The sequence below is a fragment of the Sphingomonas fucosidasi genome, from assembly GCF_036663855.1.
Lineage (GTDB): Bacteria > Pseudomonadota > Alphaproteobacteria > Sphingomonadales > Sphingomonadaceae > Sphingomonas > Sphingomonas faeni_B.
The window spans coordinates 273,689-297,327 of record NZ_JAXOJR010000003.1 but is presented as its reverse complement, the minus strand read 5'-3'; the positions used below and the strand labels follow the sequence as shown (position 1 = coordinate 297,327).

The 23,639-nt window shown below is 60.4% G+C and carries 24 protein-coding genes and 1 pseudogene; 19 read left to right on the top strand and 6 right to left on the bottom strand.

The window, feature by feature from the left end; genetic code table 11:
• Nucleotides 1-25 precede the first annotated feature (25 nt).
• From U1737_RS07830 to U1737_RS07785, 10 genes and pseudogenes are all read left to right on the top strand, one after another.
• Nucleotides 26-631: pseudogene (locus U1737_RS07830) on the top strand (DUF7007 domain-containing protein).
• 230 nt (nt 632-861) lie between these two features.
• A complete protein-coding gene (locus tag U1737_RS07825; RefSeq protein ID WP_332796284.1) occupies nt 862-1,506 on the top strand; it encodes a hypothetical protein in 645 nt (214 codons plus the stop codon).
• 13 nt (nt 1,507-1,519) lie between these two features.
• Nucleotides 1,520-1,816, top strand: a complete 297-nt coding sequence (locus tag U1737_RS07820; RefSeq protein WP_332796283.1) for a hypothetical protein — start codon at nt 1,520-1,522, stop codon at nt 1,814-1,816.
• Between the two features lie 19 nt (nt 1,817-1,835).
• A complete protein-coding gene (locus U1737_RS07815; RefSeq protein ID WP_332796282.1) occupies nt 1,836-2,147 on the top strand; it encodes a hypothetical protein in 312 nt (103 codons plus the stop codon).
• Nucleotides 2,148-2,223: 76 nt separating this feature from the next.
• Entirely contained in the window at nt 2,224-2,724 is a 501-nt protein-coding gene (locus tag U1737_RS07810; protein ID WP_332796281.1) for a hypothetical protein, read from the top strand.
• Between the two features lie 29 nt (nt 2,725-2,753).
• Nucleotides 2,754-4,163: a hypothetical protein gene (locus U1737_RS07805; protein WP_332796280.1), complete on the top strand. Its 1,410-nt coding sequence runs from the start codon at nt 2,754-2,756 to the stop codon at nt 4,161-4,163.
• 289 nt (nt 4,164-4,452) lie between these two features.
• Entirely contained in the window at nt 4,453-5,904 is a 1,452-nt protein-coding gene (locus tag U1737_RS07800; protein ID WP_332796279.1) for a serine hydrolase domain-containing protein, read from the top strand.
• A gap of 147 nt (nt 5,905-6,051) precedes the next feature.
• On the top strand, nt 6,052-7,089 hold the full coding sequence (locus tag U1737_RS07795; protein ID WP_332796278.1) for a serine hydrolase domain-containing protein: 1,038 nt from the start codon (nt 6,052-6,054) through the stop codon (nt 7,087-7,089).
• 252 nt (nt 7,090-7,341) lie between these two features.
• Nucleotides 7,342-9,753 (top strand): PAS domain S-box protein, encoded by a 2,412-nt coding sequence (locus U1737_RS07790; protein WP_332796277.1) that lies wholly within the window; start codon nt 7,342-7,344, stop codon nt 9,751-9,753.
• A gap of 80 nt (nt 9,754-9,833) precedes the next feature.
• Complete coding sequence (locus U1737_RS07785) at nt 9,834-10,544, top strand: Crp/Fnr family transcriptional regulator (protein WP_332796276.1); 711 nt, start codon at nt 9,834-9,836, stop codon at nt 10,542-10,544.
• Between the two features lie 38 nt (nt 10,545-10,582).
• Here the strand turns inward: U1737_RS07785 and U1737_RS07780 are convergent, their stop codons facing one another.
• Nucleotides 10,583-11,029: a response regulator gene (locus tag U1737_RS07780; RefSeq protein WP_332796275.1), complete on the bottom strand. Its 447-nt coding sequence runs from the start codon at nt 11,027-11,029 to the stop codon at nt 10,583-10,585.
• Nucleotides 11,026-12,132, bottom strand: coding sequence for a PAS domain-containing protein (locus U1737_RS07775; protein WP_332796274.1), 1,107 nt, complete (start codon nt 12,130-12,132; stop codon nt 11,026-11,028). Before U1737_RS07775 ends, U1737_RS07780 begins: the two co-directional genes overlap by 4 nt.
• A gap of 455 nt (nt 12,133-12,587) precedes the next feature.
• Here U1737_RS07775 and U1737_RS07770 point away from each other — a divergent pair, with 455 nt between their 5' ends.
• Nucleotides 12,588-13,064 (top strand): antitoxin, encoded by a 477-nt coding sequence (locus U1737_RS07770; RefSeq protein ID WP_332796273.1) that lies wholly within the window; start codon nt 12,588-12,590, stop codon nt 13,062-13,064.
• Nucleotides 13,065-13,078: 14 nt separating this feature from the next.
• The gene (locus U1737_RS07765; protein WP_332796405.1) at nt 13,079-13,468 is read left to right on the top strand and encodes a type II toxin-antitoxin system VapC family toxin; all 390 of its coding nucleotides are present in this window, start codon (nt 13,079-13,081) and stop codon (nt 13,466-13,468) included.
• Nucleotides 13,469-13,916: 448 nt separating this feature from the next.
• Here U1737_RS07765 and U1737_RS07760 read toward each other — a convergent pair whose 3' ends face one another.
• Complete coding sequence (locus tag U1737_RS07760) at nt 13,917-14,405, bottom strand: hypothetical protein (RefSeq protein WP_332796272.1); 489 nt, start codon at nt 14,403-14,405, stop codon at nt 13,917-13,919.
• A 78-nt stretch (nt 14,406-14,483) separates the two neighbouring features.
• Between U1737_RS07760 and U1737_RS07755 the strand changes: the two genes are divergently transcribed.
• Nucleotides 14,484-14,792 carry a type II toxin-antitoxin system Phd/YefM family antitoxin gene (locus tag U1737_RS07755; RefSeq protein WP_332796271.1) on the top strand — a complete coding sequence of 103 codons (309 nt, stop codon included), beginning with the start codon at nt 14,484-14,486 and terminating at the stop codon, nt 14,790-14,792.
• Nucleotides 14,792-15,217, top strand: a complete 426-nt coding sequence (locus tag U1737_RS07750) for a type II toxin-antitoxin system VapC family toxin (RefSeq protein WP_332796270.1) — start codon at nt 14,792-14,794, stop codon at nt 15,215-15,217. Before U1737_RS07755 ends, U1737_RS07750 begins: the two co-directional genes overlap by 1 nt.
• A gap of 41 nt (nt 15,218-15,258) precedes the next feature.
• On the opposite strand, the gene U1737_RS07745 is transcribed toward U1737_RS07750, so the two are convergent.
• Nucleotides 15,259-15,471 carry a hypothetical protein gene (locus U1737_RS07745; protein ID WP_332796269.1) on the bottom strand — a complete coding sequence of 71 codons (213 nt, stop codon included), beginning with the start codon at nt 15,469-15,471 and terminating at the stop codon, nt 15,259-15,261.
• 276 nt (nt 15,472-15,747) lie between these two features.
• On the bottom strand, nt 15,748-16,158 hold the full coding sequence (locus tag U1737_RS07740) for a hypothetical protein (RefSeq protein WP_332796268.1): 411 nt from the start codon (nt 16,156-16,158) through the stop codon (nt 15,748-15,750).
• A 791-nt stretch (nt 16,159-16,949) separates the two neighbouring features.
• Between U1737_RS07740 and U1737_RS07735 the strand changes: the two genes are divergently transcribed.
• The 3 genes from U1737_RS07735 to U1737_RS07725 all read left to right on the top strand — a co-directional run bounded on the left by U1737_RS07735 (nt 16,950) and on the right by U1737_RS07725 (nt 19,750).
• On the top strand, nt 16,950-17,642 hold the full coding sequence (locus U1737_RS07735) for a DUF736 domain-containing protein (protein ID WP_332796267.1): 693 nt from the start codon (nt 16,950-16,952) through the stop codon (nt 17,640-17,642).
• A 76-nt stretch (nt 17,643-17,718) separates the two neighbouring features.
• Complete coding sequence (locus U1737_RS07730) at nt 17,719-18,807, top strand: DUF2493 domain-containing protein (protein ID WP_332796266.1); 1,089 nt, start codon at nt 17,719-17,721, stop codon at nt 18,805-18,807.
• Between the two features lie 601 nt (nt 18,808-19,408).
• Nucleotides 19,409-19,750: a hypothetical protein gene (locus tag U1737_RS07725; protein WP_332796265.1), complete on the top strand. Its 342-nt coding sequence runs from the start codon at nt 19,409-19,411 to the stop codon at nt 19,748-19,750.
• A gap of 728 nt (nt 19,751-20,478) precedes the next feature.
• Here the strand turns inward: U1737_RS07725 and U1737_RS07720 are convergent.
• Nucleotides 20,479-20,703, bottom strand: coding sequence for a hypothetical protein (locus tag U1737_RS07720; RefSeq protein ID WP_332796264.1), 225 nt, complete (start codon nt 20,701-20,703; stop codon nt 20,479-20,481).
• Nucleotides 20,704-21,144: 441 nt separating this feature from the next.
• Here U1737_RS07720 and U1737_RS07715 point away from each other — a divergent pair, with 441 nt between their 5' ends.
• Together U1737_RS07715 and U1737_RS07710 are read left to right on the top strand one after the other, a co-directional pair.
• The gene (locus tag U1737_RS07715) at nt 21,145-22,329 is read left to right on the top strand and encodes a tyrosine-type recombinase/integrase (RefSeq protein ID WP_332796263.1); all 1,185 of its coding nucleotides are present in this window, start codon (nt 21,145-21,147) and stop codon (nt 22,327-22,329) included.
• On the top strand, nt 22,326-23,522 hold the full coding sequence (locus U1737_RS07710; protein WP_332796262.1) for a tyrosine-type recombinase/integrase: 1,197 nt from the start codon (nt 22,326-22,328) through the stop codon (nt 23,520-23,522). Before U1737_RS07715 ends, U1737_RS07710 begins: the two co-directional genes overlap by 4 nt.
• The last annotated feature ends 117 nt before the right edge of the window (nt 23,523-23,639 follow it).

The window sequence follows — 23,639 nt, the reverse complement described above, 5'->3', positions numbered from 1 at the left end:
AAGGGCATCGATCAAGGAGACGATCATGCCCGCTTTCACTTCGACCACCGCGCCCGTGCATACGCTCTGGGACACCCCCGATACCGCGATCCAGCGCCTGCCGGGTATCTGGTTCGTTACGACTCCCTCGCATGGTGGCTTCGTCCTGTCGGATGAGCGTCAGGCTGCAATGCCGGAAGCCCTGCGCCTCGACAGCATCTACTGAGAGGAGGACGTCAACTGGTCGCTGGTGGTCGTCGGGTTCGAAACCGAGTTCGCAGCGTTGAAAGACCCGCTGTTCGACATCGAGCGCAACCTTGCCCATCAAACGGCACGTCACTGGCGACCGATGCAATACGGTGCCTTCACCGGCGAGGTTATCAGCCCAAGCGATAGCTACGTCCTGAAGAAGGTAGCGCTCTACGAGGCCGCGATCGGAGAGATCGGGGTACGCTCAGCATCCGGAGATTGGGCCGACTGGGTGCCCAAGGGCAAGGTCGGCGTCACCGGGCAGCGCATCACCGGCTGCGATCACCTGGGCTTCGCACAGTATGAAGGACCGGACTTCAAAGGCCTATGTGATGCAGCGCGCTACGACAGCTCCCGCCCGGTCAACACCTTCGCCGAACTTGATGTTGAACTGGTACCGTGACGATCAAGAGCACCGTCGCTCTACCCCCTCTGGGTAACGGAGGGCGAGGGCCGACTAAGGGACCGGAAAGATGTTGCCAAAATCCGGCAACATCTTTCCCCGAGGCGTGCCCAGGCGCCCAGCCCTGAGGGGCTGACGATACGAGCGCAAACCGGGTGTCGCGGGAGAAGAGAGGGGGGTGAAGAGTGTGCGCCGAAAGAGCGCACGGTCCTCATTCGGAGCATGCGTCGATGATTTACGATGTGCCTTTCCGCCACCAACAAGCGCTGGACCCGAGCGCCCTCACCACCGTCGTCGCGACATTGCACGCAATGGGAAAAGCGGTCGACGACTGCCGCAATGCCGGCGTCGATCCCAACAGCGACCCCGCTGTCGTCCTGCTGGCGCGTCACATGGCAACCGTGTCGACCAATCGTGCGCCCCGCGACGTACTTCGCCACGCCTGCAGGCGCCGCCTCGAAGACCTGAAGCGGTTCCCGACGCTGCTGGCGCTCGCAATCCGCGGCGTGGAATATGACGCCGGCGCCAAGGAGCGTTTTCATATCGAAGCGACCGAGGCGATGAACGCCCTCACCGTCTGCATTGGCCTGGCACCGGGGACATTCGAGATAGTGTCGCTTCAGGGCGAACGCGATCAATCCGGCCATGTCCTGCTGGCGGCCGGCGAGTTTGCCGTCACCGTCAGGATCGGCGCACGTCACGAGGGTCGCGAGGTAGCGTACCGGGCTGTCTGCGATAGCACGAGCCCGCCCAACCACTACGCACCGATGGCCGATCTGCTGAAGCCGGACCGCTTCGCTGATCGCCTGCGCCGTGATCTGTCGATCGAAGTCCGCCCGGTCGCGCCTGTCGCCCCGGTCCTGATCGCCGCCTGAAGGAGTGATGCCCATGCACATCCAGGACGCGCTCGCGATTGCACGAGCCGACGCCACGCGCATTGCGCACTTCATCGAGCGACGGGAGCGTTTCCTTGATGCGCTCGACTGGTCGATGCTGACCGAGGATCACGCGCGACAGTCGGCGATGCTCGACGACCTGCTCGAGGGGGATATGGCCGATGCCATCCTCTATATCGACTGGCTGGTCGAGCGGCTGGCTGGTGATGCTGAACAGGTCCCCGGCGTACTCCGCTTTACGCCGCATCCGCGCCCGTGGCAGCTTGCGTGGATCACGCTCGCTTCCTGACCGACTGGGGGATCAATTGATGAGCCGTCATACTTTCACCGGCAACGCCGGCACCACCGTAGCGATCGGTTGGGATCGACCCTTGGCGACGTTTTTCGTTCAGGTCCTGCGTCCTCACCCGTCCCTGAAAGGCGAAGATGACATGGTCGAATGGCAGGGTACGGAGCCCGACGAGCTACCGAGCGCAGCAACGGCGATCGAGATCGCCGCACGCTATGCCGACCTGCCGGAAACGCTCGGCGCTACGCTTGAGACCGACCGCCTCAAGACGCTCGGATCGGTCGATGGACCGGCGCAGCGCGCGGTGCGCCCGTTCCTTTATCGATCCTGAGCAACCTGCTTCGCAGGCGTTAGAGGGAAGGGGGATGGGGATTGAGTCGATCCAGGTGGATCGATGGAGATACCCCATGTCCTACATTATCGATATTGGTGGCGCACCGGCCAACGAGGACTGCGCCCAACTTGGCCAGACGCCGGACTTTGAGGCAGTGAACACGTTCGAGGTCCTCGCTTATAAGCTGGCGATCATCGCGCGGCACGGTATGCCGCCTGCCGGCTGCAAGCTTGGCCCGCATACGAACCGGCATGACTTTGGTGTCTATCGGACGCTTGCCCTCCACATCGAGGACGAGGAAGACGAAGCCGTTCAGGCGTATGCCGAGGCGGTAGAGGAAGGCCTGGGGTCATGGCTCGAGGCCGGATTTACGCCCCCGGTCATCTACGCTGGTTCGGTCGCCAAGATCGAACGCCTAGACCACGTCGAGCTGGTGATCGGTGCGCTGCTGGCGACAAGGCCGAACGCCGACGGGACGTTCCCGACCGCTGACTTCGGTATCCTTCACGGCCACCTCGCAGCGGCCTTTCCACAACAGGCGGAGGCCGCGCGCCAACGTCTGGCCGAAGCGTAATCCCGCCCATCCTCTGAAGGATTGAGCCAATGCCGATGCTGCAATCGCAGCCCGCCGGGATCGTCCCGGCGGGAGCGTTCCCCCTTGTCCGGTCACCGCGTGACGCCGAGGCCGTGGAGCCGGACTATTTTGATTCCACCGATATACGTTGCTGGCTGACGCGTGGCCGGTCGGTCGAACAGGCAACGGAGCTGGCCCTGATCTGGGGATCCTATCCGGACTTGCCACCCACGGCGCCACTGGAGGACCGGATGGCAAGGGGACGCGAACGTATCGCGGCGATGAAGCCATTGAACGACTCGATCGCTGCCAGGACGGAGGCCGAACGGCAGACCCGGAACTTCGCCTTCATCGAATCGCGCGCCCAGGAAGGGACGATCGTCGATAGCGAGATTGCGATCCTGCGTGGCCGGGATCGCTACGGCTATGACTGGGATCTGGCCGTTGCCTACGCGAGCGGCTGGACCGCGGCCGATGCCGGTTGCGAGCATCGCTTTTGCGCCGATGGCTCGCGCAGGCAGGACGCCAAGCGCGAGGCCTATGACCGTGGTTTTGCCGATGGCGGCGGTGACCAGGGCGACCTGTTCGACGCCGCGCGCCGCAGCAACCTCGCCGCCATTCGCCGGGATAATCAACGCCCGGTAGCGCCGCTACCGCCGAGGGCACGACCGGCGCCAAGCAGCTGGCCCAAGCCGAACGATCATGCCCGCCCAACGCGGTGGTCAAGGCGTCTGCTGATTGTCTCTGACGCCACGATCGAAGAGGTGACGCCAGGGTTGATGCGCGTCTCGAGTCTGCGCCTCGTTGATGAGATCCGCGCCCGACCCGGCACCGAGGCCATGACGATCGTCACGATCGACCGCCATGACGGCTTCGTCGTGAATGGCTGCCCGGTTGAGACGAAAGTGCCGATCGCGGCTTCCCGCGCCGACGAAATGATCGCGGATCCTAGCCACGGCGATGCCCTCCGCGCCATCCTCAGTGAACACGAGATCGATGACGTCCTGATAGCGGTTCAGGGCGACTACCTTCGCATCGTCGACGCCTTCGCAAGCGCGTTGCCGCTGTGTGCGAACATGGAGCGATCGCAAAACTCGCTCCTGCAACAGCGTGCGCATCTGCGCTGCTGGCTCGACCGAGGCTATGACGGCGCGGACAATCTGGGCGCCGGCCACATCCGGTGGGGCAAGGCCATAAAGGGTCTGACTGGCAAGCTCGGGGAGTTCACCGCCCGCCATGTCGGTCCAGCGCCGCGCCGCGGCCACCTGATCCGGATCGATGCCGAAGGCGGCATGCTTGCCGAAGGCTACGCCAGCTCCACCGGCGAACGCCTCGCGACTGAAATCACCGTCTCCAACAAGACGAACATCCGCCGCGAAATGGCAGCGGCCCTGCGCGCCTTTGGCGGCGCAACCCGTCTGATGGACGCCTGCGGCTGACGCGGCGGGACCCGCTTTTCCAACTTGGGGTCACAACACGAAAGTGGAACCTGCGTACGCTAGGAGCGAACGGACAACGAACGACGAAGCTTGGAGAGAAGCAATCCGACCGCTTTCCGGGAGGTAGGCTTAATAGATGCCACTGTGTCGCGTTGCTGCCTTTCTCGAGAAGGATCGCGAAATTGGAATCCGCGGAGGTAGCCGCTTGAAAGACACCAAAGCGCGAAGGGCGCTTGCTACGCAATAATGCCAGGTGTATTGCATGGATAATACACGAGAGAGTGAGGCGATGAGCAAGTTGATCCGAGTGGCGTACGTAATGGCCGTGCTGCCTCTCCCTGCGGCAGCCCAGCAGGCCGCTTCCACACCATCGAAGATCGCTGTGGTCGAGCAGGGACTGACGCCGGCTGTTGTGCTGTCGGGTACGCCAGCCCCGCGCCGCACGATCGAAGCGGAGATGCGCCGGCTGAATGTGCCCGGGGTCAGCGTCGCCGTTCTGCATGGCGGCATCATTGAATGGTCGAAGGGGTACGGAACCACGCGAGCGGGTGGGCCATCCGTAACGCCGGATACGCTGTTCCAGGCGGGCTCGATCAGCAAACCGATCACGGCGCTGGCTGCGTTGCGCCTTGTCCAGCAGCACCGCTTGACGCTGGACGGCGATGTCAATGTGCAGCTCAAGGAATGGGAGCTGCCGACGCCACCCGGTGAACACGTCACGCTGCGCGAATTACTGTCGCATACGGCGGGAACTACGGTGCATGGCTTCCCCGGCTACGCTGTCGGGAGCGCTGTGCCGAGCGTGGACGACGTGCTTGCCGGGCGTGCGCCTGCAAACACCAAACCGGTTGTCGTGGATACGAAGCCGGGGACGACGTGGCGCTATTCCGGCGGTGGCTACACGGTCATTCAGAAACTCATCGGCGATGTGACGGGCAGGCCATTCGCCAACGTTCTCCTAGGCGAGGTACTTCAGCCCGCCGGCATGACGAGCAGCAGCTTCGCCCAGCCGCTCGACGCCGCTTCGCTGGCGACTGCCGCATGGCCGCATGACGGGTCGGGCAAGCCAGTGCCCGGCGGGCCACACATCTATCCGGAGCTGGCCGCCGCTGGTCTGTGGAGTACGCCAAGTGATTTGCTGCGTTTCACTATCGCCGTGCGAGACAGTGCGCGCGGCGAGAAGGACAGCATTCTCGATCAATCGCTGGCGACAGCAATGCTGACGCCCGGCAAGGGGGAATGGGGCCTCGGCCTTGAAGTCCACCCAACACCTGCCGATCGCGCCTTCGCGCATGGCGGCAGCAACGAGGGATACGAGAACTTCATGGTCGCCTATACCGGGTCGGGCGACGGGGTGGCGGTCATGACGAACGGGGCCCAGGGTGCCGAGCTGGGATCGGAAATCACCCGCCGCGTGGCAGCCGCCTACGGCTGGCCGAGCTACCACAGCATCGAGCGCGCGAGCGTGCCAATCCCGGCCGACATCCGCACTCGTCTGATCGGAACCTACACTGTCTCCGATCTCGGCTCCTTTTCGATCACCGCGGACGGATCGGGCTTGGCTATCTCGCTCAAGGAGGGTGTCAGCGAACCGCTCTATGCGTCGGCGCCGGACAGCTATTTCGTCCTTTCAACCGACTTGGTGCTGCGGGTGAACAGTCGCGAGCCTAAGGCCACTGGGCGGCTTGTTATGGGATCTTTCGACTGGCCGTTCGCGAGAGAAACGGATGCCAAACCTTAAATTTTGATGTTCCGACCGGGAATGGCCGCGAGACGGGTGGTGCCGTCTCCTTTGAGGCCCACTTTGAGGAAGGCTGGCCGGGACGGTCTTGCTCGCATATGATCTTGAAAAGACGGGGGGAAATACATGATTGATAGACGTATGCTCATGGCTGGTGGCCTTGCGTTGGGTGCAACACGCGCATTGGCAGCGCAACCATCGCCAGACCCAAAGCGCGCGGCCATTAACGCGATCCAGCTACCGCCCGGCTTCAATGGTACGTTCGCCTACGCGAGTAGCGGCAACATTAAACATGCCCGGTATGTCGGCATGGCCGACGTTGAAGCAGGTAAGGCTATTTCACCCGATACCCAATTCAAATGGGGCTCGGCATCGAAGTGGCTGGCGAGCGTTACCGTGCTTCGCTTCGTCGAACAGAAGCGATTGGCTCTCGATGCCCCGATCACCGCGTATCTCCCGGATTTCCGGCCCGATACCGGCGAACAGGTGCTGTTGAAGCATGTGCTATCGAACACCAGCGGCATCCCTGATCTATTGAGCCTCCAGCTTGGGAAAGAGCCGGATCTGCGAACTTCGTCCGCGAGCGCGGCAGCTATGGTTTCGCGCTTCGGTGGTGGTGATTTGTCGTTCGTGCCCGGCAAGGGGTGGGACTATGCCGCGCTAAATTGGGTGATTGTTGCGGCAATTCTTGAACGGATGACCGGAGAGTCATTTCCAGAGGTCGTCGCGAAGCAGACGCTTCGCCCACTCGGCATGTCGGCTACCGGGTTTGCGCAATCAGACCAACCGCTGATGCCGAAGCTGGCTGCTGCCTACGGCAGTGCATTGCCGCCAGTGCGTAAGATGGCCCCGATCCCGCCGTTCATTGCCGCAAGCGGCAATGTGGCTGGAACCGTGCGTGACGCAGTGCGTGCGGCACATGGCATCTTCCATGGCCCGTTATTGAGCGCAGCCTCACGGCGTGAACTCACGACGATCCGATGGCCGGAACAGGAATATACCCTTGGGGGTCGCGTACATCCGATCGACGGCACACTTTGGGCTTGGGAGACAGGCAAGGTCCAAGGGTATCGCGCCCACATCGCGCATCGGCTCGACCGGAGCGAAACGATTGTGATCTTCAACACAACAGACCTGGAGCAATCACAGATCGGTACCTGGGTCGAAGCTATAGCGCGCGCTTAAAACGGCGTTCGAAAAAGGGATCGTAGCGGCCCGTAAGACCGCAGCGGCGTTGCCGATCAACGAACGGCGGACGTGAAGGTATCGGTGTTCTGGGAATCGATGGTGACTCGGGAAATTCGATGGGTTCTCAACATCCGGCTCGAACGTGGAAACGGGAGGGGGATTTCTACCGCGTGGCGATGATTCCTTGCCAGTTTTGGGCGGTAACTGGCTCTGGTTCATACGCATTTTCGTCGCTACGTATCGTCACGCATGAAGAACGACCATTCTCCGGTGGCTAGAGAAGAGCTACGATTGGCAGCCCTGACCAGGTACAATGTCATGGATACGCCGCGCGAGGGCGGGTTCGATGATCTGGCCGCGCTTGCGGCCGAAATTTGCAGCACGCCGATCGCGATCATCAACCTGATCGCGAGCGACCGGCAATGGTTCAAGGCCGAAGTTGGATTAGGCGTCGATTCCACGCCATTGGAGACGTCATTCTGCGGAACTGCGATCCTTGAAGAAGACTTTCTGCTGGTCCCCGACGCTACCCGGGATGAGCGCTTTGCCTGTAATCCGTTAGTAACAGTGCATGGGGGATTGCGTTTCTATGCTGGCGCGCTCCTGAAAACGTCTGACGGCCTACCGATTGGTACGTTGTGCGTGCTGGACTATGAGCCGCGGGCACTGACCGAGATCCAACAGCGTGCGCTTCGCCAGCTTGCCCGCCAGGTTATGGCACAGTTGGAATTACGTCGCGTTATCCAGGATGGCGAAGACGCCCAGCGCGAGTTGGAGAGTAAAATCGCTGAGCGCGCGATGGCACGCAGCCGGACGTGGTTGGTCAGTCCTGACCTCATGGGCGTTATCAACGCTGACGGATATTTTGAGCAGTCGAACCCTGCCTGGGAGACCACCCTCGGCTGGTCGGAGATGGAGATCCGAAGCACGCCTTTCCTCGACCTTATCCACCCCGATGATCTCGCAAAGACGCAGGTTGCGTGGGCGGATGCGACGGAACGAGGCTCGCCCGCGTTGCGGTTCGACAACCGCTACCGGAAGAAAGACGGCGGATGGCGATGGCTGTCGTGGGTGGCGGTGCCTGACAATGGCAAGGTGTATTGCAGCGCGCGCGATATTACCGACGACAAGGAGCGGGAAGCGGAACTTGCTGCTCGAACCGCCGAGCGTGACCGTATGTGGGAAACCTCGCCGGATCTTATGCTCGTCATAGATTTTGACGGCGTATTTCGGCGCGTGAACCCGGCCTGGGGCAGGGTGTTAGGCTACGCGTCCGACGATCTGGTCGGGCGTCACGTTACCGAGTTTGTGGTCCCTGAAGATCACGTTGGGACCGTAGGTGCCTATGAGCTAGCAGCGGCCGGCGGGTTGCCGGTCATCGTCAACCGCTACCGGCACAAGGACGGTTCGACGCGGTGGATCTCATGGACCGCAGCCCCTGCTGAGGACATAACCTACGCAACCGGACGAGACGTCACTGTCGATCGAGAACGGTCGATCGCGCTTGAGACCGCGCAAGACGCGCTTCGCCAAAGCCAGAAGTTGGAAGCAATTGGCCAGCTTACAGGCGGTGTCGCACACGACTTCAACAACCTGCTGACTGTGATCCGCGGCTCTGTCGATCTCCTCCGCCGTGACAATCTTAGTGAAGAAAAACGCGTCCGCTACATCGACGCGATCGGCGACACGGCTGACCGCGCCGCCAAGCTGACCAGTCAGCTTCTTGCCTTTGCACGCCGGCAGGCGCTCAGTCCCGATTTATTCGATGTTGCGGAATCGCTGAATGAGGTCGCAACCATGCTCCGGACAATGACCGGTTCGCGCATCGTGCTCGACTTGCAAATGCCGCGCGAGTCTTTCTGGATTGTTGCCGACAAAAGCCAGTTCGATACCGCGATCGTCAACATGGGCATTAACGCCCGCGATGCGATGCATGGCGAGGGCCGGCTCACAATCGCAATGGGGCCCGTGTCAGGCATCCCGTCGATAAGGGGCGACGCTGCCGTCCCAGGCGACTTTATCGTAGTGACGATCGCCGACACCGGCGGTGGCATCGCGCCTAGCCAGGTGGATACCATCTTCGAACCGTTCTTCACCACCAAGGGTGTCGGGCAGGGCACTGGCCTAGGGCTAAGTCAGGTAATCGGGTTCGCCAAACAGTCGGGCGGCGACATCCGTGTGGATAGCACACCGGGTACCGGCACGGTGTTCACCCTTTACCTTCCGCGAGCATTTCCGGACAATAGGACGAACGCCGTGGAAAGAGGAGAGCCTGACCGTGTCAACGGGAACGGCGCGCGCGTGCTGGTAGTCGAGGACAATCGGGACGTCGGTAATTTTGCGACGGCTGCCTTGCGCGAACTGGGTTACGAAAGTGAACTAGCTATCGACGCCAAAGCAGCACTTACAACGCTTAAGGAAAACGCCGACCGGTTCAACGCCGTGTTCTCTGACGTCGTGATGCCGGGCATGAGCGGCGTCGAACTCGCCGAAGAGGTACGGCGCATCTATCCAAACCTACCCGTCATTCTGACCAGCGGCTACAGTCACGTACTGGCGCAGAGTGGGCACCATGGCTTCGAACTGTTGCATAAACCCTATTCAATCGAGCAGTTATCGCGGGTTCTTCGCAAGGCCATCGTTTGGCAATCCTCTCACTGATCCCGGTTATGAGCAGAAGACGTAAATATCGATATACGATCCAGTAACTGCGTATAATCCACTCAAAAAACTCGGGTAATATGAATCCCCTCATAAGCAAACTTGAGATAGTTGCCACGCTATCCAACGATGATCGGGCAAAGTTGACGTCGTTTTGTGAACACCAACAGGCCGTGGATCGTGGTAGGGATATAGTTCGTGAGGCCGGAAACCCTGAGAACGTGTATATCATGCTAAACGGCTGGGCCGCACGATACAAGACCTTACCCGATGGATCCCGGCAATTCACAGCGTTTTTGATGCCGGGAGATCTTTGCAATGGCGAAGTTACCGTCCTCAAGAAGATGGATTACAATGTAATCGCGCTTACTCCGGTTACTGTCGCGGTAATCGGTCGGGATGCCCTAATCGCAGCGACACTGGAACGGCCGAAATTGGTTCAGGCATTTTGGCGAGCTACCTTGGTCGACGAAGCCGTGCTGCGCGCTTGGCTGATCAATCTCGGGCGCCGTGACGCGTACGCTCGGGTCGCCCACTTAATTTGCGAACTTCACGCTCGTATGTCTAATTTGGGCTTACTCCAGCAAATTGAATTTGATCTGCCACTGACGCAGGAGCATCTTGGCGACGCCCTTGGCCTAACTGCGGTTCACGTGAACCGAGTGCTCAAAAGACTACGCGACGAAGGCTTGATGACACTGCAAAATCGTATGCTTACGCTTTTGGATGCGTCGCTATTGGCCAAAGCAGCTAGCTTTGATCCAGGATATTTGCAGGCCGTTGCGATCTAAGGCAAGAGCGTTCTCGAGATCGATGCAGTTCCGGACGGCTACGCCGAGGCCCAGCGGCGTTGGAGAAGAGGGGACGGCGTGAAGCTAGCCGGTTGTGGGGTGGTTGGCGGCGGATCAAAAACGCCATTGGCGAGATAGTTGATCGCATTGACGATGCCGGCTTGGGAGAAGGGCTTTGCAATGACGCCGTGAGCGCCAGCGAAGTCCGCCGGTATTCGTGCTACATTTGCCGTTATGAATACGATTAAAGCGTCAGGCCAGCGCCCCTGAATGAAACGACTTACCTCAAGCCCATTAGAATCGTCAGCGAGATGGAGATCGACGAAAGCCAGCTGCGGACTGATGCCGTCGGGCAATGCCTCCACGTCCCTTAGACTTGCCGCCTCACCAAGAACGTGGTGGCCGCTGTCTTCGACCATGGCTTCGATGTCCATCGCGAGTAGCATTTCGTCTTCGACAATCAGCACGCCCATCGCGTTGGTCATTTTGCTGCCTCGCGTTTTGGGAAGGTGATAGTCACGCATGTACCGGGCGAATTGCTGGTCCAGACCGCTTCCGCCTTTGCCTGTCGTGCAAGCCGGGTTATGAGCGACGTTCCGATGCTCTTCGTCCGCTGGGTCGATGGTACGCCCGGGCCATCATCACAGAGCCGAATGACGCCGCGATCATCGACATTCGTGACCAGCAACGACAGGCTTCCCGGCCGCCCATCTGCATAGGCGTGCTTGATCGAGTTGGTCAGGATCTCGTTGAGAATGAGTCCGAGTGCTGATGCGTTGGCGGCATCTATGAACAACGGCTGCGCATCGATGCTGATCGCGATGTCGGTTCGTCCGCTTGCTCCGACGACATCAAGAGTCAGATTCTCAGCGAAAGTACCGATGTCGAATGAAGAAATGTCGGACGACTGATATAGCTGACGATGGACGACGGCGAGCGCATCGACACGCTCCAGCATCGAATCCAGTCTTGCGGTCATGACTGGATCGTCGATCGACCGGACCTGTAACCGAAGCAGCGAACCGATCATCGTCAGATTGTTCTTAACCCGGTGATCGACTTCGTGAAGAAGGATAGTCTTCGCATCGAGGGCGGCGCGTAGATCGGCTGTTCGGCGTTCCACCTCACGCTCGACCAACTCTTTTTGCTGGCTGATAACGTTCTGAGCTTCGACGCGATCTGTCACGTCCATCTGCGAGGCAAAAAAGAACCGCAGGACGCCATCCTTGTCGCGCACCGGCGACATATAAAGGGCATTCCAGAACGTCGTTCCGTCTTTGCGGTAATTCAGCAGGTCGACGTCAACGTCATGACCATCCTTGATCGCTGCCCGTACTCGATCGATCGTCTTCGCGTCGGTGTCCGGCCCTTGCAAGAACCGGCAATTGCGGCCGATGATTTCTTCTCGCTCGTAGCCCGTTAGCGCCTGAAACGCGACATTGCAGAACACGATAGGATTGTCTGGTAGCGACGGATCGGTAACGACCATCGGCATTCTGGTAGCGCGGACTGCAGCCGCAAATGGATCGCCTCGACCATGCTCATATGCAAGCTTGTCAGTTAGATGCCAGTCTTCACGTTGCTTCAAAGGTACCTCCGGCGAATGCCAGAGGGCTACGCGTCCGTAGAACGTCCATAGCGTAAATCGGTTCCAACCCCTTGAGATCGGGGACTATCGCTTTGGTCTGGTACACACCTTCTCAAAGAGCGAGGTGCAGCGAGGAAAGCCGGCTAGCACCGTTCTTTTGATCAGTCCAAGGGGCTACTTTCTCGAAACTGTTCCCGATTGAGTTTTCTCAAAACGGCCTGTCGTATATGGGAAAGCGGGAGGATTTCGGTTCCAAGGCGCCGAGCTGATTATAGAACGGCACTCGTTGTGCCATCTCTATGTAGCGGGATCATGCCATTTCTACGTTGCGCTTACACCCAGTTCGAACTGTCCGGATCGATAATAGTATTTATGTTAAATCAGTGACTTAGTGGCATATTGGGCACCGATCTTGCCTAGGTCGATATAGGAACAAAGTGCTGCAGGACGAGCCTTTGAGCATCCTCACGATGCGCGAAGTTTTCGTTCTGAGTTTTCCCGAGATGGACGGTAGCTACTGTCGTGCACGACAGTATCGGCGGGGCTGGTTTGGGCTGCGCTCAAATCGTAATAGACGATACGGTAGCATCCGCGATGCTCGTTTCATCGCAATTGATAAACGCCAGCTCGCATGGTATATACATGGCATATGCAAGGAGCGTGTCGTGTCACAATCATCTTCGAACTTCGACGTGCGCGAAGCCAGGCTGTTCCGTAACAATCGCAGTCAGGCAGTTCGTATACCAGTCGAATTTGAGTTTTCGGGAAGCCGAGTGCTCATCCACAAGGAAGGTGACAAGCTCATTATCGAACCCGAACCCAAGGCTCGACTGCTCGACATCCTGAGAGGGCTAGCCCCCCTCCCCTCCGACGATCAATTGCCATACGATCTCAATGCCTCGCTGCTTCCGCTCAAGGCAGTCGACCTGTGACCGGCTCGCGCTACATGCTCGACACCAACATCGTCTCCGATCTCGTTCGAAATCCGCAAGGCGCAGTGTTCGACAAGATCGTCAAGATCGGAAGCGACAATTTGTGCGTCAGCATCATCACCGCGGCCGAGCTCCGCTACGGTTGCGCCCGTAAAGGCTCCCCTCGCCTTCTTCAGCAGGTCGAAGCTATCCTGGGCGGCCTCGATATCCTTCCGCTGGATGTCCCAGCTGATGTCGAATATGGCGGCATCCGTGCCGAGCTCGAGGCCGCTGGCAGACCGATCGGTCCGAATGACCTCCTGATCGCGGCGCACGCCTACGCGCTGGGGGCCACTCTGGTCACTGCCAACGTAGGCGAGTTCGCGAAAGTCCGAGGCCTTAGTGTGGAAAACTGGCTTTGCTAACGCTGATGGCTGCCGCAGACGAAAACGGAGTCGGAACCGATAGCAGCGGTTTCGACCCCGTCGATCGAAGGATCCTCCGTCAAAACGGTGGATAGACTGGCATAACGCATCTGCGTCGAATCCGGTCCACCACCCTCGATATACGGATCGTCGTCAATTTTCCATGAACGGGCCTTTCGGCCGTTCCACCCGCCATACGGCACTTCACCCGAAGGACTTCATCCCGAAGGGACATCACCATGACCGTCATTGCACCTTCAGCCCGACGCAGTTCACTGAGTTCACTCGAGAACGCCTACGCCGTTACTATTCAGTTTCGTGAGAGCACTGGCGTCGACCAGTTTGTGGTCCGCACTGACAATCCCATTCAGCCTTTTCGTGTCTCCCGGTGCCGGCCACATCACCCGGAGAGTCTTCTCGCCCTGGTCGCCTGACCGGGCGACTATTGTCAGCCCTCAGTCGTCACGTTGGCCATGATCTGCGCGGCCGTCAGGCTCTCGCACAACTGGGCGTTCGTGGCGTAAATCACCGCGAGCTTCTCGTCGCGCATCACCATGCACATCCGACCACGACGGTACGTCAGGCTCTGCAACCAGGCGAGTTCTGTAATCGCCTGCTCGATAGGTGTGTCGTACAGCAGATACCAAAGCCGCATCTGGAACGGGCTCTTGTCGCACAGGATCTCTTCGAGATCCTTGTGCCCCTTGCCACGGACCATGCCGTTGCTCGTTTCGCTCGCCAGTGCGGTGAACGCTTCCTGCATCTCCGTGATCGCGAAATAGGCGACGTCGAGCCCGATCCCGATCGTGGCGCCTGCCAGCACCCGGCGATCGGTCGATATTTCGGGGTCGCCGTTCTCGTTGGTGCCGCTGTTGTTCAGCACGTCGTATAGCGGGAGGTCATAGTCGTACCCCCGCATCATATCCTGTACTTTCATCATATCCTCCTTCGGGTGAGGCCTCGGATTTGGCGGGATTGTCATGCAATCGAGCAATACCCGGTCGCGTGACGAACATTGACAATTCCGCTGCCTGCGGCAATGTCTGTACGTCACGACAAAGAAGGTCAAGCCGCCATGCAAACTTTTTCCAGTCGCGACTTCAATCGCGAACCAGGTCGCATCAAGCGCGCCGCGGTTGATGGCCCAGTCATCATAACTGAGCGCGGTCGACCTATCATCGCGGTCATGCCCTTTGCCGAATACGAGCGGCTGAAAGCGCCTCCCGTCAACATCCTCGACGCCCTCGACATGGATGAGGTCGGAGACATCGAGGTAGACTTCAGCCGGGCAGCATCGTTCCCGCGTCCGGCGGTCTTCGACTGATGTACTTGCTCGATACCAACGCCCTATCCGAGCTGCGTAAGCGGCGCAGCGGTAAGATCAGCGCAGCCGTCGAAGCGTGGGCCGGTAGCGTCGATCAGGCGGACATGTACCTTTCGGTCATCACGATCATGGAGATCGAGCTTGGCATCGCATCGCTCGAACGGCGCGATACGCGGCAAGCCGGCGTGTTGCGGCTCTGGCTACACGACAAGGTCATGCCCGCCTTTGCCGGCCGCATACTCCCCGTCGACACAACGATCGCGCTGCGCTGCGCGCGGCTGCACGTTCCGGACACCAAGAGCGAACGCGACGCCTGGATCGCAGCGACGGGCCTCGTACACGACCTGACGATCGTCACCCGGAATGTCGTCGACTTCGCGGGCACAGAGGTTACGCTTTTGGATCCGTGGACCTATCCTCAGTGACTGCTCAAGAACGCGGCCTGAGCCGGGTAGGACGGCGTGGTTCAGACGTCGTCGCTCTCGACCGGCGCCATCACGCCACGCGCTACGAGCGCGGCATTCAGCTGACGCCTGATGCTCATGCCGTTCAGGTGGCTAAACACGCCCTCATAACCCTCGGCGGTAAGGCGTTCTCGAATGTCCGAAACAGAGCGACAGGCCCCTTCCCTCGCCAGCTGGAATGCCCGCTCAACAGTGCCGATGCGCGTGTCGCTCAATGTCCCCCCGGATAGCCGATCGATCGCGCGAAATGCGGCTGCCGGCTTTCGCCGGTTAACGACCAAAAAATTATGCGGTTCAAGCCTGTTCGCGGTTGCAATATGTTCTTCGCAAATGCAGCTTGGCGACGCCTTTCAGGCATCCTCTCCTAAAAACTATCCGGGCCGGCTCACGCTGGCCCTTTTTTTGTCTGCCGAACGCTGCCCGGTGCGCCTGACGGTACCTTCGGCACAGCCTTGGTCTGAAGGAACCCAACCCGGCTTGATGTCGCTATGCTACTTGAGCCGTGTAGCCAACACCCTCGTCTCACGCTCAATCTGCTCTTCCATCATTGGCCAAATACCACGCGCCGCGGCGCAATAACCTGACCAGTCCGCCTCGATCGACGTCGACGTCCACTGGGCAATATGCGCTCGCGAAAACATTCGCATCGTTGCGGTCGCAAAAAGTAACTCGGACAACTCTGTCCTCAAGCCATCGTCGGCATCTTTTAGTAACGTGGGAACGATCACCTCGCTGACATACCTGGACCGCGCCAGGCTGGCTGCGGTCAACTGTTCACGGGCGTCCGCCAGCTTACTACTGTTTGGGTTTTTTTCGCCGCAGTGCCGCCTGATTTCGCGAAGGCCAGCCATGATCTCTCGATGATGCCCTTCCAATGTGCCGAGCATCGCTTCCGGATTCATTTTTGTAACCCTACCCTGCCGGACGATCATAAATCGCGAGGCACATGTTTCATGTTTTCGACCAGCGTCGACGCGACGTTCGCCCTTCGAAATATGTCCCTCTAAACACTTGATTGATCGGCTCAAGCCAAGCTTTTCCGCTACGGAACCGGGGAGCCTGTCTGTCGATGGGGCCGTCTCGAATGTGGCTTATGGCCGGGGAACAGCCGGCTTAAATTCTCGAAGAGTCCAAGCAAGAATAGGAAGGGTTGGGACATCCCGCCCAAGAGGGCGGGACCGTTCAATAGTCGGCACGGACCTCCCCGAGCCCCGCGAAGAGCGGGTCTCGGCCCTTCGGGTACAATCACTTGTCGGGCTCCCAGGGCACGCTGACAGGGCTCGTGCGCCAGGTTTGCGGATGGCGTGGGGCGGGGGTGTCGATCCACACTGACGTCATATCTAGGACGATGACCACCGCAGGCAGCCTTCGGCTGTGGAATCATGCGCTAGGCGCATGATGTGTGCTTTGTGGGCCTGTGTTCTCATCACACCCTTCGCCGTCTCTCAGTGTCTCGGCGTGGCAGACCCGTCCGACGGGGTCGGCGTCAAAGGAGAATTGTCCGCTGGAGCGGACAATGCTTTTGTTTGATTTGAAGACGCCTCAACAAGAATACCGGGCCTAAAGGCCCTACGGTTTCCACGTCGCTGCGCGTCGCGGAGCCTCCGTCATTCGTGTTGACCCCGCCAGCCGTGCCTGCCTCTTGAGCCCCTGCGAGGACGGCTCCGGGTGCGATGAGAACAAAGGCCGGGCCTTGCCCATCAGCACGGTAGAAACAGAATTGCTCGCTATCGCGATCAATGCGTCTTTGATTTGTTATTTACGCCCCCTAGTCGGGGGCTTTTTGATGCTCGGACTCACCGTGTACGATGATTGGGCGTCAAGTAATCAATCAGGTTGGCCAAACAGAGTGGAGGGGGTAAAAAGAAGATGCCGGAGGGGAAAGGCCCCAAGCACCGGCAAACAGGGGGATAGGCCCCCGCAATGTGGAGTGAATACTATGAACATTGGTTCTTTCAAGTCGGTCGGCGGTCAGCTTCTCGGTTCGGTCGCAACGGCAACCATCGACCTCGCGCGGCTTGGCCTCCGGCCCGTCGAAAGCACGAACGACAAGGCCCCCGCGTTCGAGATCATGGTTTTGAACGTCGCGAAGCGTTGGGTGCAGATCGGCGCGCTTTGGGAAATGACCAGCAACAGCAGCGGCGAAGTTTTCTATCAGGGCAAGCTGGACGACCCGAGCATCAGCGAACCCCTCCAGATCATGCTTTTCGGCAATAACGAGGAAGGTTTCCGCGTCGTCTGGAACCGCCCGACCACGCGCCGCGAAAATCTGGACGGCACCCGCCAGAACCGCCGCAAGGCAACGGACGATGGTTTCGGCACCGGCAACGCCACCGACAACGGCCAGCTTTCCGAACCGCTGAACGACGAAATCCCCGCGTTCTAAGCAACCAAGACGGGCGGGGAGAGGGGTGCAACCCTCCCCCGACCCTAAACCGCAATCCCTGCCAAAGGTTAGCACCATGACCAAGAAAACGACCTCCCCGCGCCTTACCAGCTTTGCCGACTTGGGCGAAGCCATGAACGGCACCAACGCCAAGCCCGCGACCGGCAGCGCGTCCGACGACGCGACCGACCCCCGCACGGCAGAGATTGCCGAGAGCTTGGCCGAAGAGACCGCGACGACCAATTTTCAGGAAGCGTTCGGCGACGTTGGTGCGCTTTCGATTGTCGAAATGGGCGACGAGCGCGCCGAACTCGACATGCCCGAGCCGATCGAGGCGCAGCACGATTGCGCGGCGATCATGGCAACGCTTTTCGACCTGTTCCGCGATACCCGCCTAGAAGCGAGTGCACAGGCGATTGCATGGGGTTTCGTCAATTCGTTTCACTACGAAGCGCAGAAACTGGAACGCGAGGAAGACACGCTTTGTCGCGACCTTGGCGAGATGACGCGCCGCTATGATCCGTCCGAGATTTACGCCGTCGAAATGGAGGAATTGCAACTCCGCGCGCAGACCAAGACCGAACAGCGCGCCGCCATCGAATGCATGCGCGACTATGCCGCCGACTGCTACCGGGCACAGTCCGGCCACCCTTGGTCCCCCGCGCGCGGATCGAAGGTTTCCAGCGGAGGGACCGCAAGCCAGATTGCCGCCCTCGATTTTCTCAAGGCCCGCGCGCAGGACCACCGCGAAAAGCGCAACCCCACCGGCCCGCTTGTCGTCTTTTCGGGCGGTCAGGAGTGGCACGACTTCAAACAGCTTTGGGACCGCCTCGACCAGATTAAAACCCGTATCCCGCACATGACGCTTTGCACCACCGCGCAGCGTAAGGGGTGCGACATGATCGCCGCATCATGGGCCGCAAGCCGTGGCGTTACCGTGGTTGCCTTCACACCGCAGACGGGCCGCTATGGCAACCGCGCCGGGTTCGTTCGCAACGAGCAGCTTGTAAAACTCGCCCCCGTCGAAGCCGTCGTTTGCCAAGGTTCCGGCCTGCAATCGAACCTGTTGCAGACCTTGAAGGACGCCCGCGTCCCGACCCACGCCTTCCGCATCGACGGACAGGCACCGGCACCGACCGCAACCAAGCGGCAGGCAGTCGGCTAACCCTATCCGGGCGGCCCAGCCCAGAGCGCGCCGCCCCCTCCCCTTTCCTTGGCAGGAAAACACTAGGCCAGCGACGGGCGAAATCCCGGCGCTGGCTCTTTTTTGTCAGCGTTGCTGTGGGGGGAACCCTACGGTTCCCCCCACGCCAGGCGACCGGCCGCGCGACATCCTTGGCACGGCCCCGTCGGGCCGCACCTTGACGCCGCGCAGCCGGTCGCCTTCCCCCCTCCGGTACTGCGCTGCCGCAGCTTTGGAAGCATCGCGAACGAGCTGCCCGACCGTCCGGTTTGAGGCTGGCGCGGCACCCGGCTCGCTCGCATCGGTCAGGCCCCTCGGCCTGCCCTTCGCTACGCCTCGGCCGGGGAAGCGCCAGTGCGGGCATCGAGCCCGCCCTGGCGCTGCTGCCGCGGGGGAAAAATCTATCTCAAGTCGTCCTATTATCCCGGGCGGCGCGACGAGCCTCAAGGGACGGCAGGGTCCCACCATTTTTCTGCGAAAAATCGTTGCCCCTACCGCCGCTAAAGCGGTCGCAAGAGCGATCCCTTGACCCTCGCCGCGCCGCCCTAATCCGGAATGCGTCTTGAAGAAGAAGGAGGACGAAATGCAAGTCGCGTTGTTCAGAGCACTAAAATCGGCTAATATCGACGATGAGGCAGCTGCAAAGGCAGTCGTCGTCGTCGAGGAGCAGATCGACATGGCCGTAAGTCGCGCAATGCAGCCGATGGGACACAAAATCGACGCGCTCGAAGGCAAGATCGGGGCGCTCGAAGGCAAGATAACAGCCATGCAGACCGGGATCGAGGCGCGCTTAGACGCCGGACTGAAGGGCATGCAGACGTCGATCGACGGTCTCAAATGGTACGTCATCATCACGGGGTCGGTAATGACGTTCGCGATCGCACTCGGAGGCGGTCTGACCGCTTGGGCGCAGTTCATCAAATAACGTCCGGGAGGGGCTCCGGCCCCTTCCTTCATTCTCCAAATGATAAGGGCTATCCGGGAAATCGGGTGGCCCTTTTCCGTTGCTGATTTCGACGGGCGCGCGGCACCGGCTCGCTCGCGTCGGTACGGCCCCGTCGGGCCTCCCCTGGCTACGTATCGGCCGGTGAAGCGCTGGTGCGGGCATCGAGCCTGCCCGGCGCTGCTGACGCGGTTTTCCAACATCCGACAGCGTTACCCCGCACGCCTCGCCCGCCTGCGCGCAGCGGCCCTTCGGCCGTGCGCTAAATAGGCGTCGCAGCCTCGACCGTGGTGCTCGATCGCAGGCGTCGCGAAACCTCTCCGGAGAGGAGGGAGGGATGTGCGGTTTCAACGAAGGAGGTCACCATGACCATTACGTTCCGCGTAGAAGACGGCCGCGCCATCCTCGCGCCAGTGGCGGCAATCATCACATCCGACCAGCTCGCATCCGGACATGGCCGAGAGCATTGAAACGCTGGCGACGATGGCGGCACTCAAACCGATCGAAGGGGAGTACCTACTCGCGTGGGTCTGATCGGTCCGCGTGTAACTAAAACGACCGCATGGGACGCCCAGCCTACCGGCTGGCGCGTCCCTTTTTTTGCCTGATGCTACTAAGCCGGCTGCGCCTCTCCCTGTCCAAAAAGGGAATGGCCGCACGAGGTAGCAAACCCGTGCGGCCACTAGCGTGGGCCTCGGTCTCGAACCGTCTCAGGCTTTCGCCGTGAGCCGCTTCTCGACCTCGTCCACGCCCAGCGTCTTCACCGCCTCCATCCACCGCTCCAGTCGATCCAGCGGGAGCTTGAGCAACCCTACCTTCTCGACCGTCCCAATAGCCGTATCCCGCAGCTTCCTCAGATGCGCCTTTCGGCGATCTGCCAGCTTGCGTTCCTCGGCCTCGATCGCGGCCATTTCAGCGTCCAGTGACTTCGCCATAATACTTGCCTTTTGGTCAGGCTGATCGGGCTCTGAACGGGACCGGTATAGCTATCGATTAGGCGAGGGAAAAGCGGCAACCCACGACCAGCTTCGAACACCAAGGAAACCCCGGTGACGATCATCGCAGAACGATCCCAAGACACCACGCCAAAGCAACCAGTTCGACCATCATTCCGCCGCGAGGGCGGGCCTTTGCCCCGAGGAAAACAGAGATGCCATCATATCGATACGAAGGACTGGGGAGATCAAATCGACAAATGGGAACCGGGACTACAGTAGAGCACACCTTACGCAAGCTACGCTTGCAGAATGGAAAAAAGATCAACGAAATCAACGGTAGTAGTTTCAGAAACACCTAGCAGTTTGGGGTGTGGCGATGGCCATATGCTCCCCGAAAAGTTAGCGTTGTCAGAAGCTTGCAACCGAGATTTGACAGCCTTGGACGGCTATCTGCTCCCCAACGCGGGTAGAGCCGCTCAACAGGCCTTCCTGGACGGCAATTTTGCCCGAAAAAGCCACCCTGCCCGCCCCTTGGAATATATGATCTGGGACACCGAGCTTGCCGGTTTTGGCCTTCGGATACGACCGAGTGGCAACGCTTTCTGGACAGTTCGGCTACGCCATCGCGGAAAGCAGCGCCGCGTCACGCTTGGGCGTGCCGAAGATGTCGAGGCGACGTTCGCCCGTGGCAAAGCGCGGCGCCTGCTCGCCGAGGTGGCGCTCGACGGCTTGCCCAAGCGGACGGCGGTCAAGGCCACGCCAACGCTGTCCGCCTACGTCGAGACTTACTGGGACGACATTGCCCGCTACTGGAAACCATCCACGGCCAAGCGCAACCGCGACGCATGGCGGCGCGATCTCGCGCCGGTCTTCGGCGCGATGCGGGTGGCTGAGGTGTTGCCCGCCGACGTGGTTCGCTGGCGTGACGATTGCGCGGGTTCGGCGGAAACCCGTTACAATCGCGCCGTGCCGGTGCTCGCCAGCCTGCTCAAATATGCCGAGGCGCTTCATTTCCGGCGCAGGGGCTCAAACCCGTGTCGGAGCCTGCCGCGCTACCCGCGCGAGGCAAAGGAGCGCTACCTGTCACAGATCGAATATTGCCGACTGGGTGCGGCGCTTCGGGACGCGGAAGCGACCCACCCGGCGCAGGTCGCGATCATCAGGCTACTGCTCTACACGGGCGCGCGGGTCGGCGAGATCCGCGACCTTCGGTGGGAATGGATCCAGCCGCCCCGTTTAGCGCTGCCGGACAGCAAGACGGGGCCTAAGACCATCTGGCTGAACAGCCAAGCTCTCGCGATCTTAGAGGCACTTCCCCGCCGCGCAGATTGCCCGCTGGTGTTCCCTGACAAAACCGGCAAGGCACCCGTTGCCGTGATCAGCTGGTGGACCGCATTGCGGCGTCGCTGCTCGATGCCTGACCTGCGCATCCATGACCTCCGCCATAGCTTCGCGTCCACAGCCATCATGGACAATGTTCCGCTGGCCACAATCGGAAAGCTGCTCGGTCACTGCCTTCCAGAGACCACCGCCCGGTACGCCCACCTTGCCGACGACGTCATTGCGGACGCAGCGCAGCGGATATCCGGTGGGCTGGCGCAAGCGATTGGGCTACGGCCATGACCGCGCTGGTTTTACAAAAAATCGTAAATCAGGCTCTGGCCGAGGTTGGGATATCCTTTCAATATCCATATCAATATCAAACCAGGGCCCGGAGCACGACGTGGTTTGCGCACGAGCGCGGCTTCGGCCTGCGTCACTATGCAACGGGCCGTGAGGTCTACATAGTCCAGACCCGCATGGTAGGTCGCCTTCGCACCGTCACGATCGCACCTACTACGATCATTACGCAGCATCAGGCGCTGACGGTCGCGCGCCGCGTGATCGCCTATGCACAGGTCGGTCACGATCCGGCGACCGATCGCAAACGCATCCGCTCCGCACCACGCTTTGATGACTTCCTCGATGAGTATTGGCGGCGCTGGTCACCTCAGTGGAAAGCCTCCACCCTCGCCACGCACGGAGTTTACCGACGGCTCTATCTCGACGACGCCTTCCCCGGCATCTTCATTGACGAGCTGAACGAGGCCCACGTCACCAAGTGGTTCGCCTCGCTTAACAACGAGACCGGACCAGGGGCCGCTAACCGTTGTCTGACGATCCTCGCCAACATGCTCACCAAGGCGGAGAGCTGGGGCTACCGCCTAGAGAACACCAATCCCTGCCGGGTTGTCCGGCCCAATCGAAAGCACCGATGCGAGCGGTTTCTCTCACACGCGGAATTGGCGCGGTTGGGAAAAGTGCTGGCAGAGGATCGGACCGGCGAGGACAGGCTTAAGGCGGTGACGGCGTCGGCGGTAGCCCTGTTGCTGCTGACGGGGTGTCGCTCAGGCGAGGTAGCAAGCCTGCAATGGTCGGACGTAAAGGGCAACCGGCTCAAGCTGCGCGACAGCAAGACCGGGCCGCGCACCGTCTGGCTGGGTGACGAGGCTCGGGCAGTGATTGCCGGCCTGCCCCGCCAGCCTAACGTGCCATGGCTGTTTTGGAATCCGGTACTGCGCAAGCCGGTGCTGCACATCCGCAATCATTGGGCATCGATCCGCGACAGAGCTGGCTTGTTCGCAGTTCGGCTTCATGATCTGCGACACACGTTCGCCAGCCATGCGGCAATGAACAGGGAGACGCTGCCAATGATCGGGCGCCTACTCGGACACCGCAACACGCAATCGACTTCCCGCTACGCGCATCTCGACGACGAGCATGTGCTCAGCGCAGCCGAACAGATTGGCGCAGCTATCGAGCGAATGATCGCCTGATCATACCAGCTACTGGGGTATGGCTGCATCGCCGACCAAACGACCGACGAAAGGTACCGGATGGTACCAACGCAATGGCTACCGTTTGGTACCAAGAAGTATGCCGGACCGGCTAGG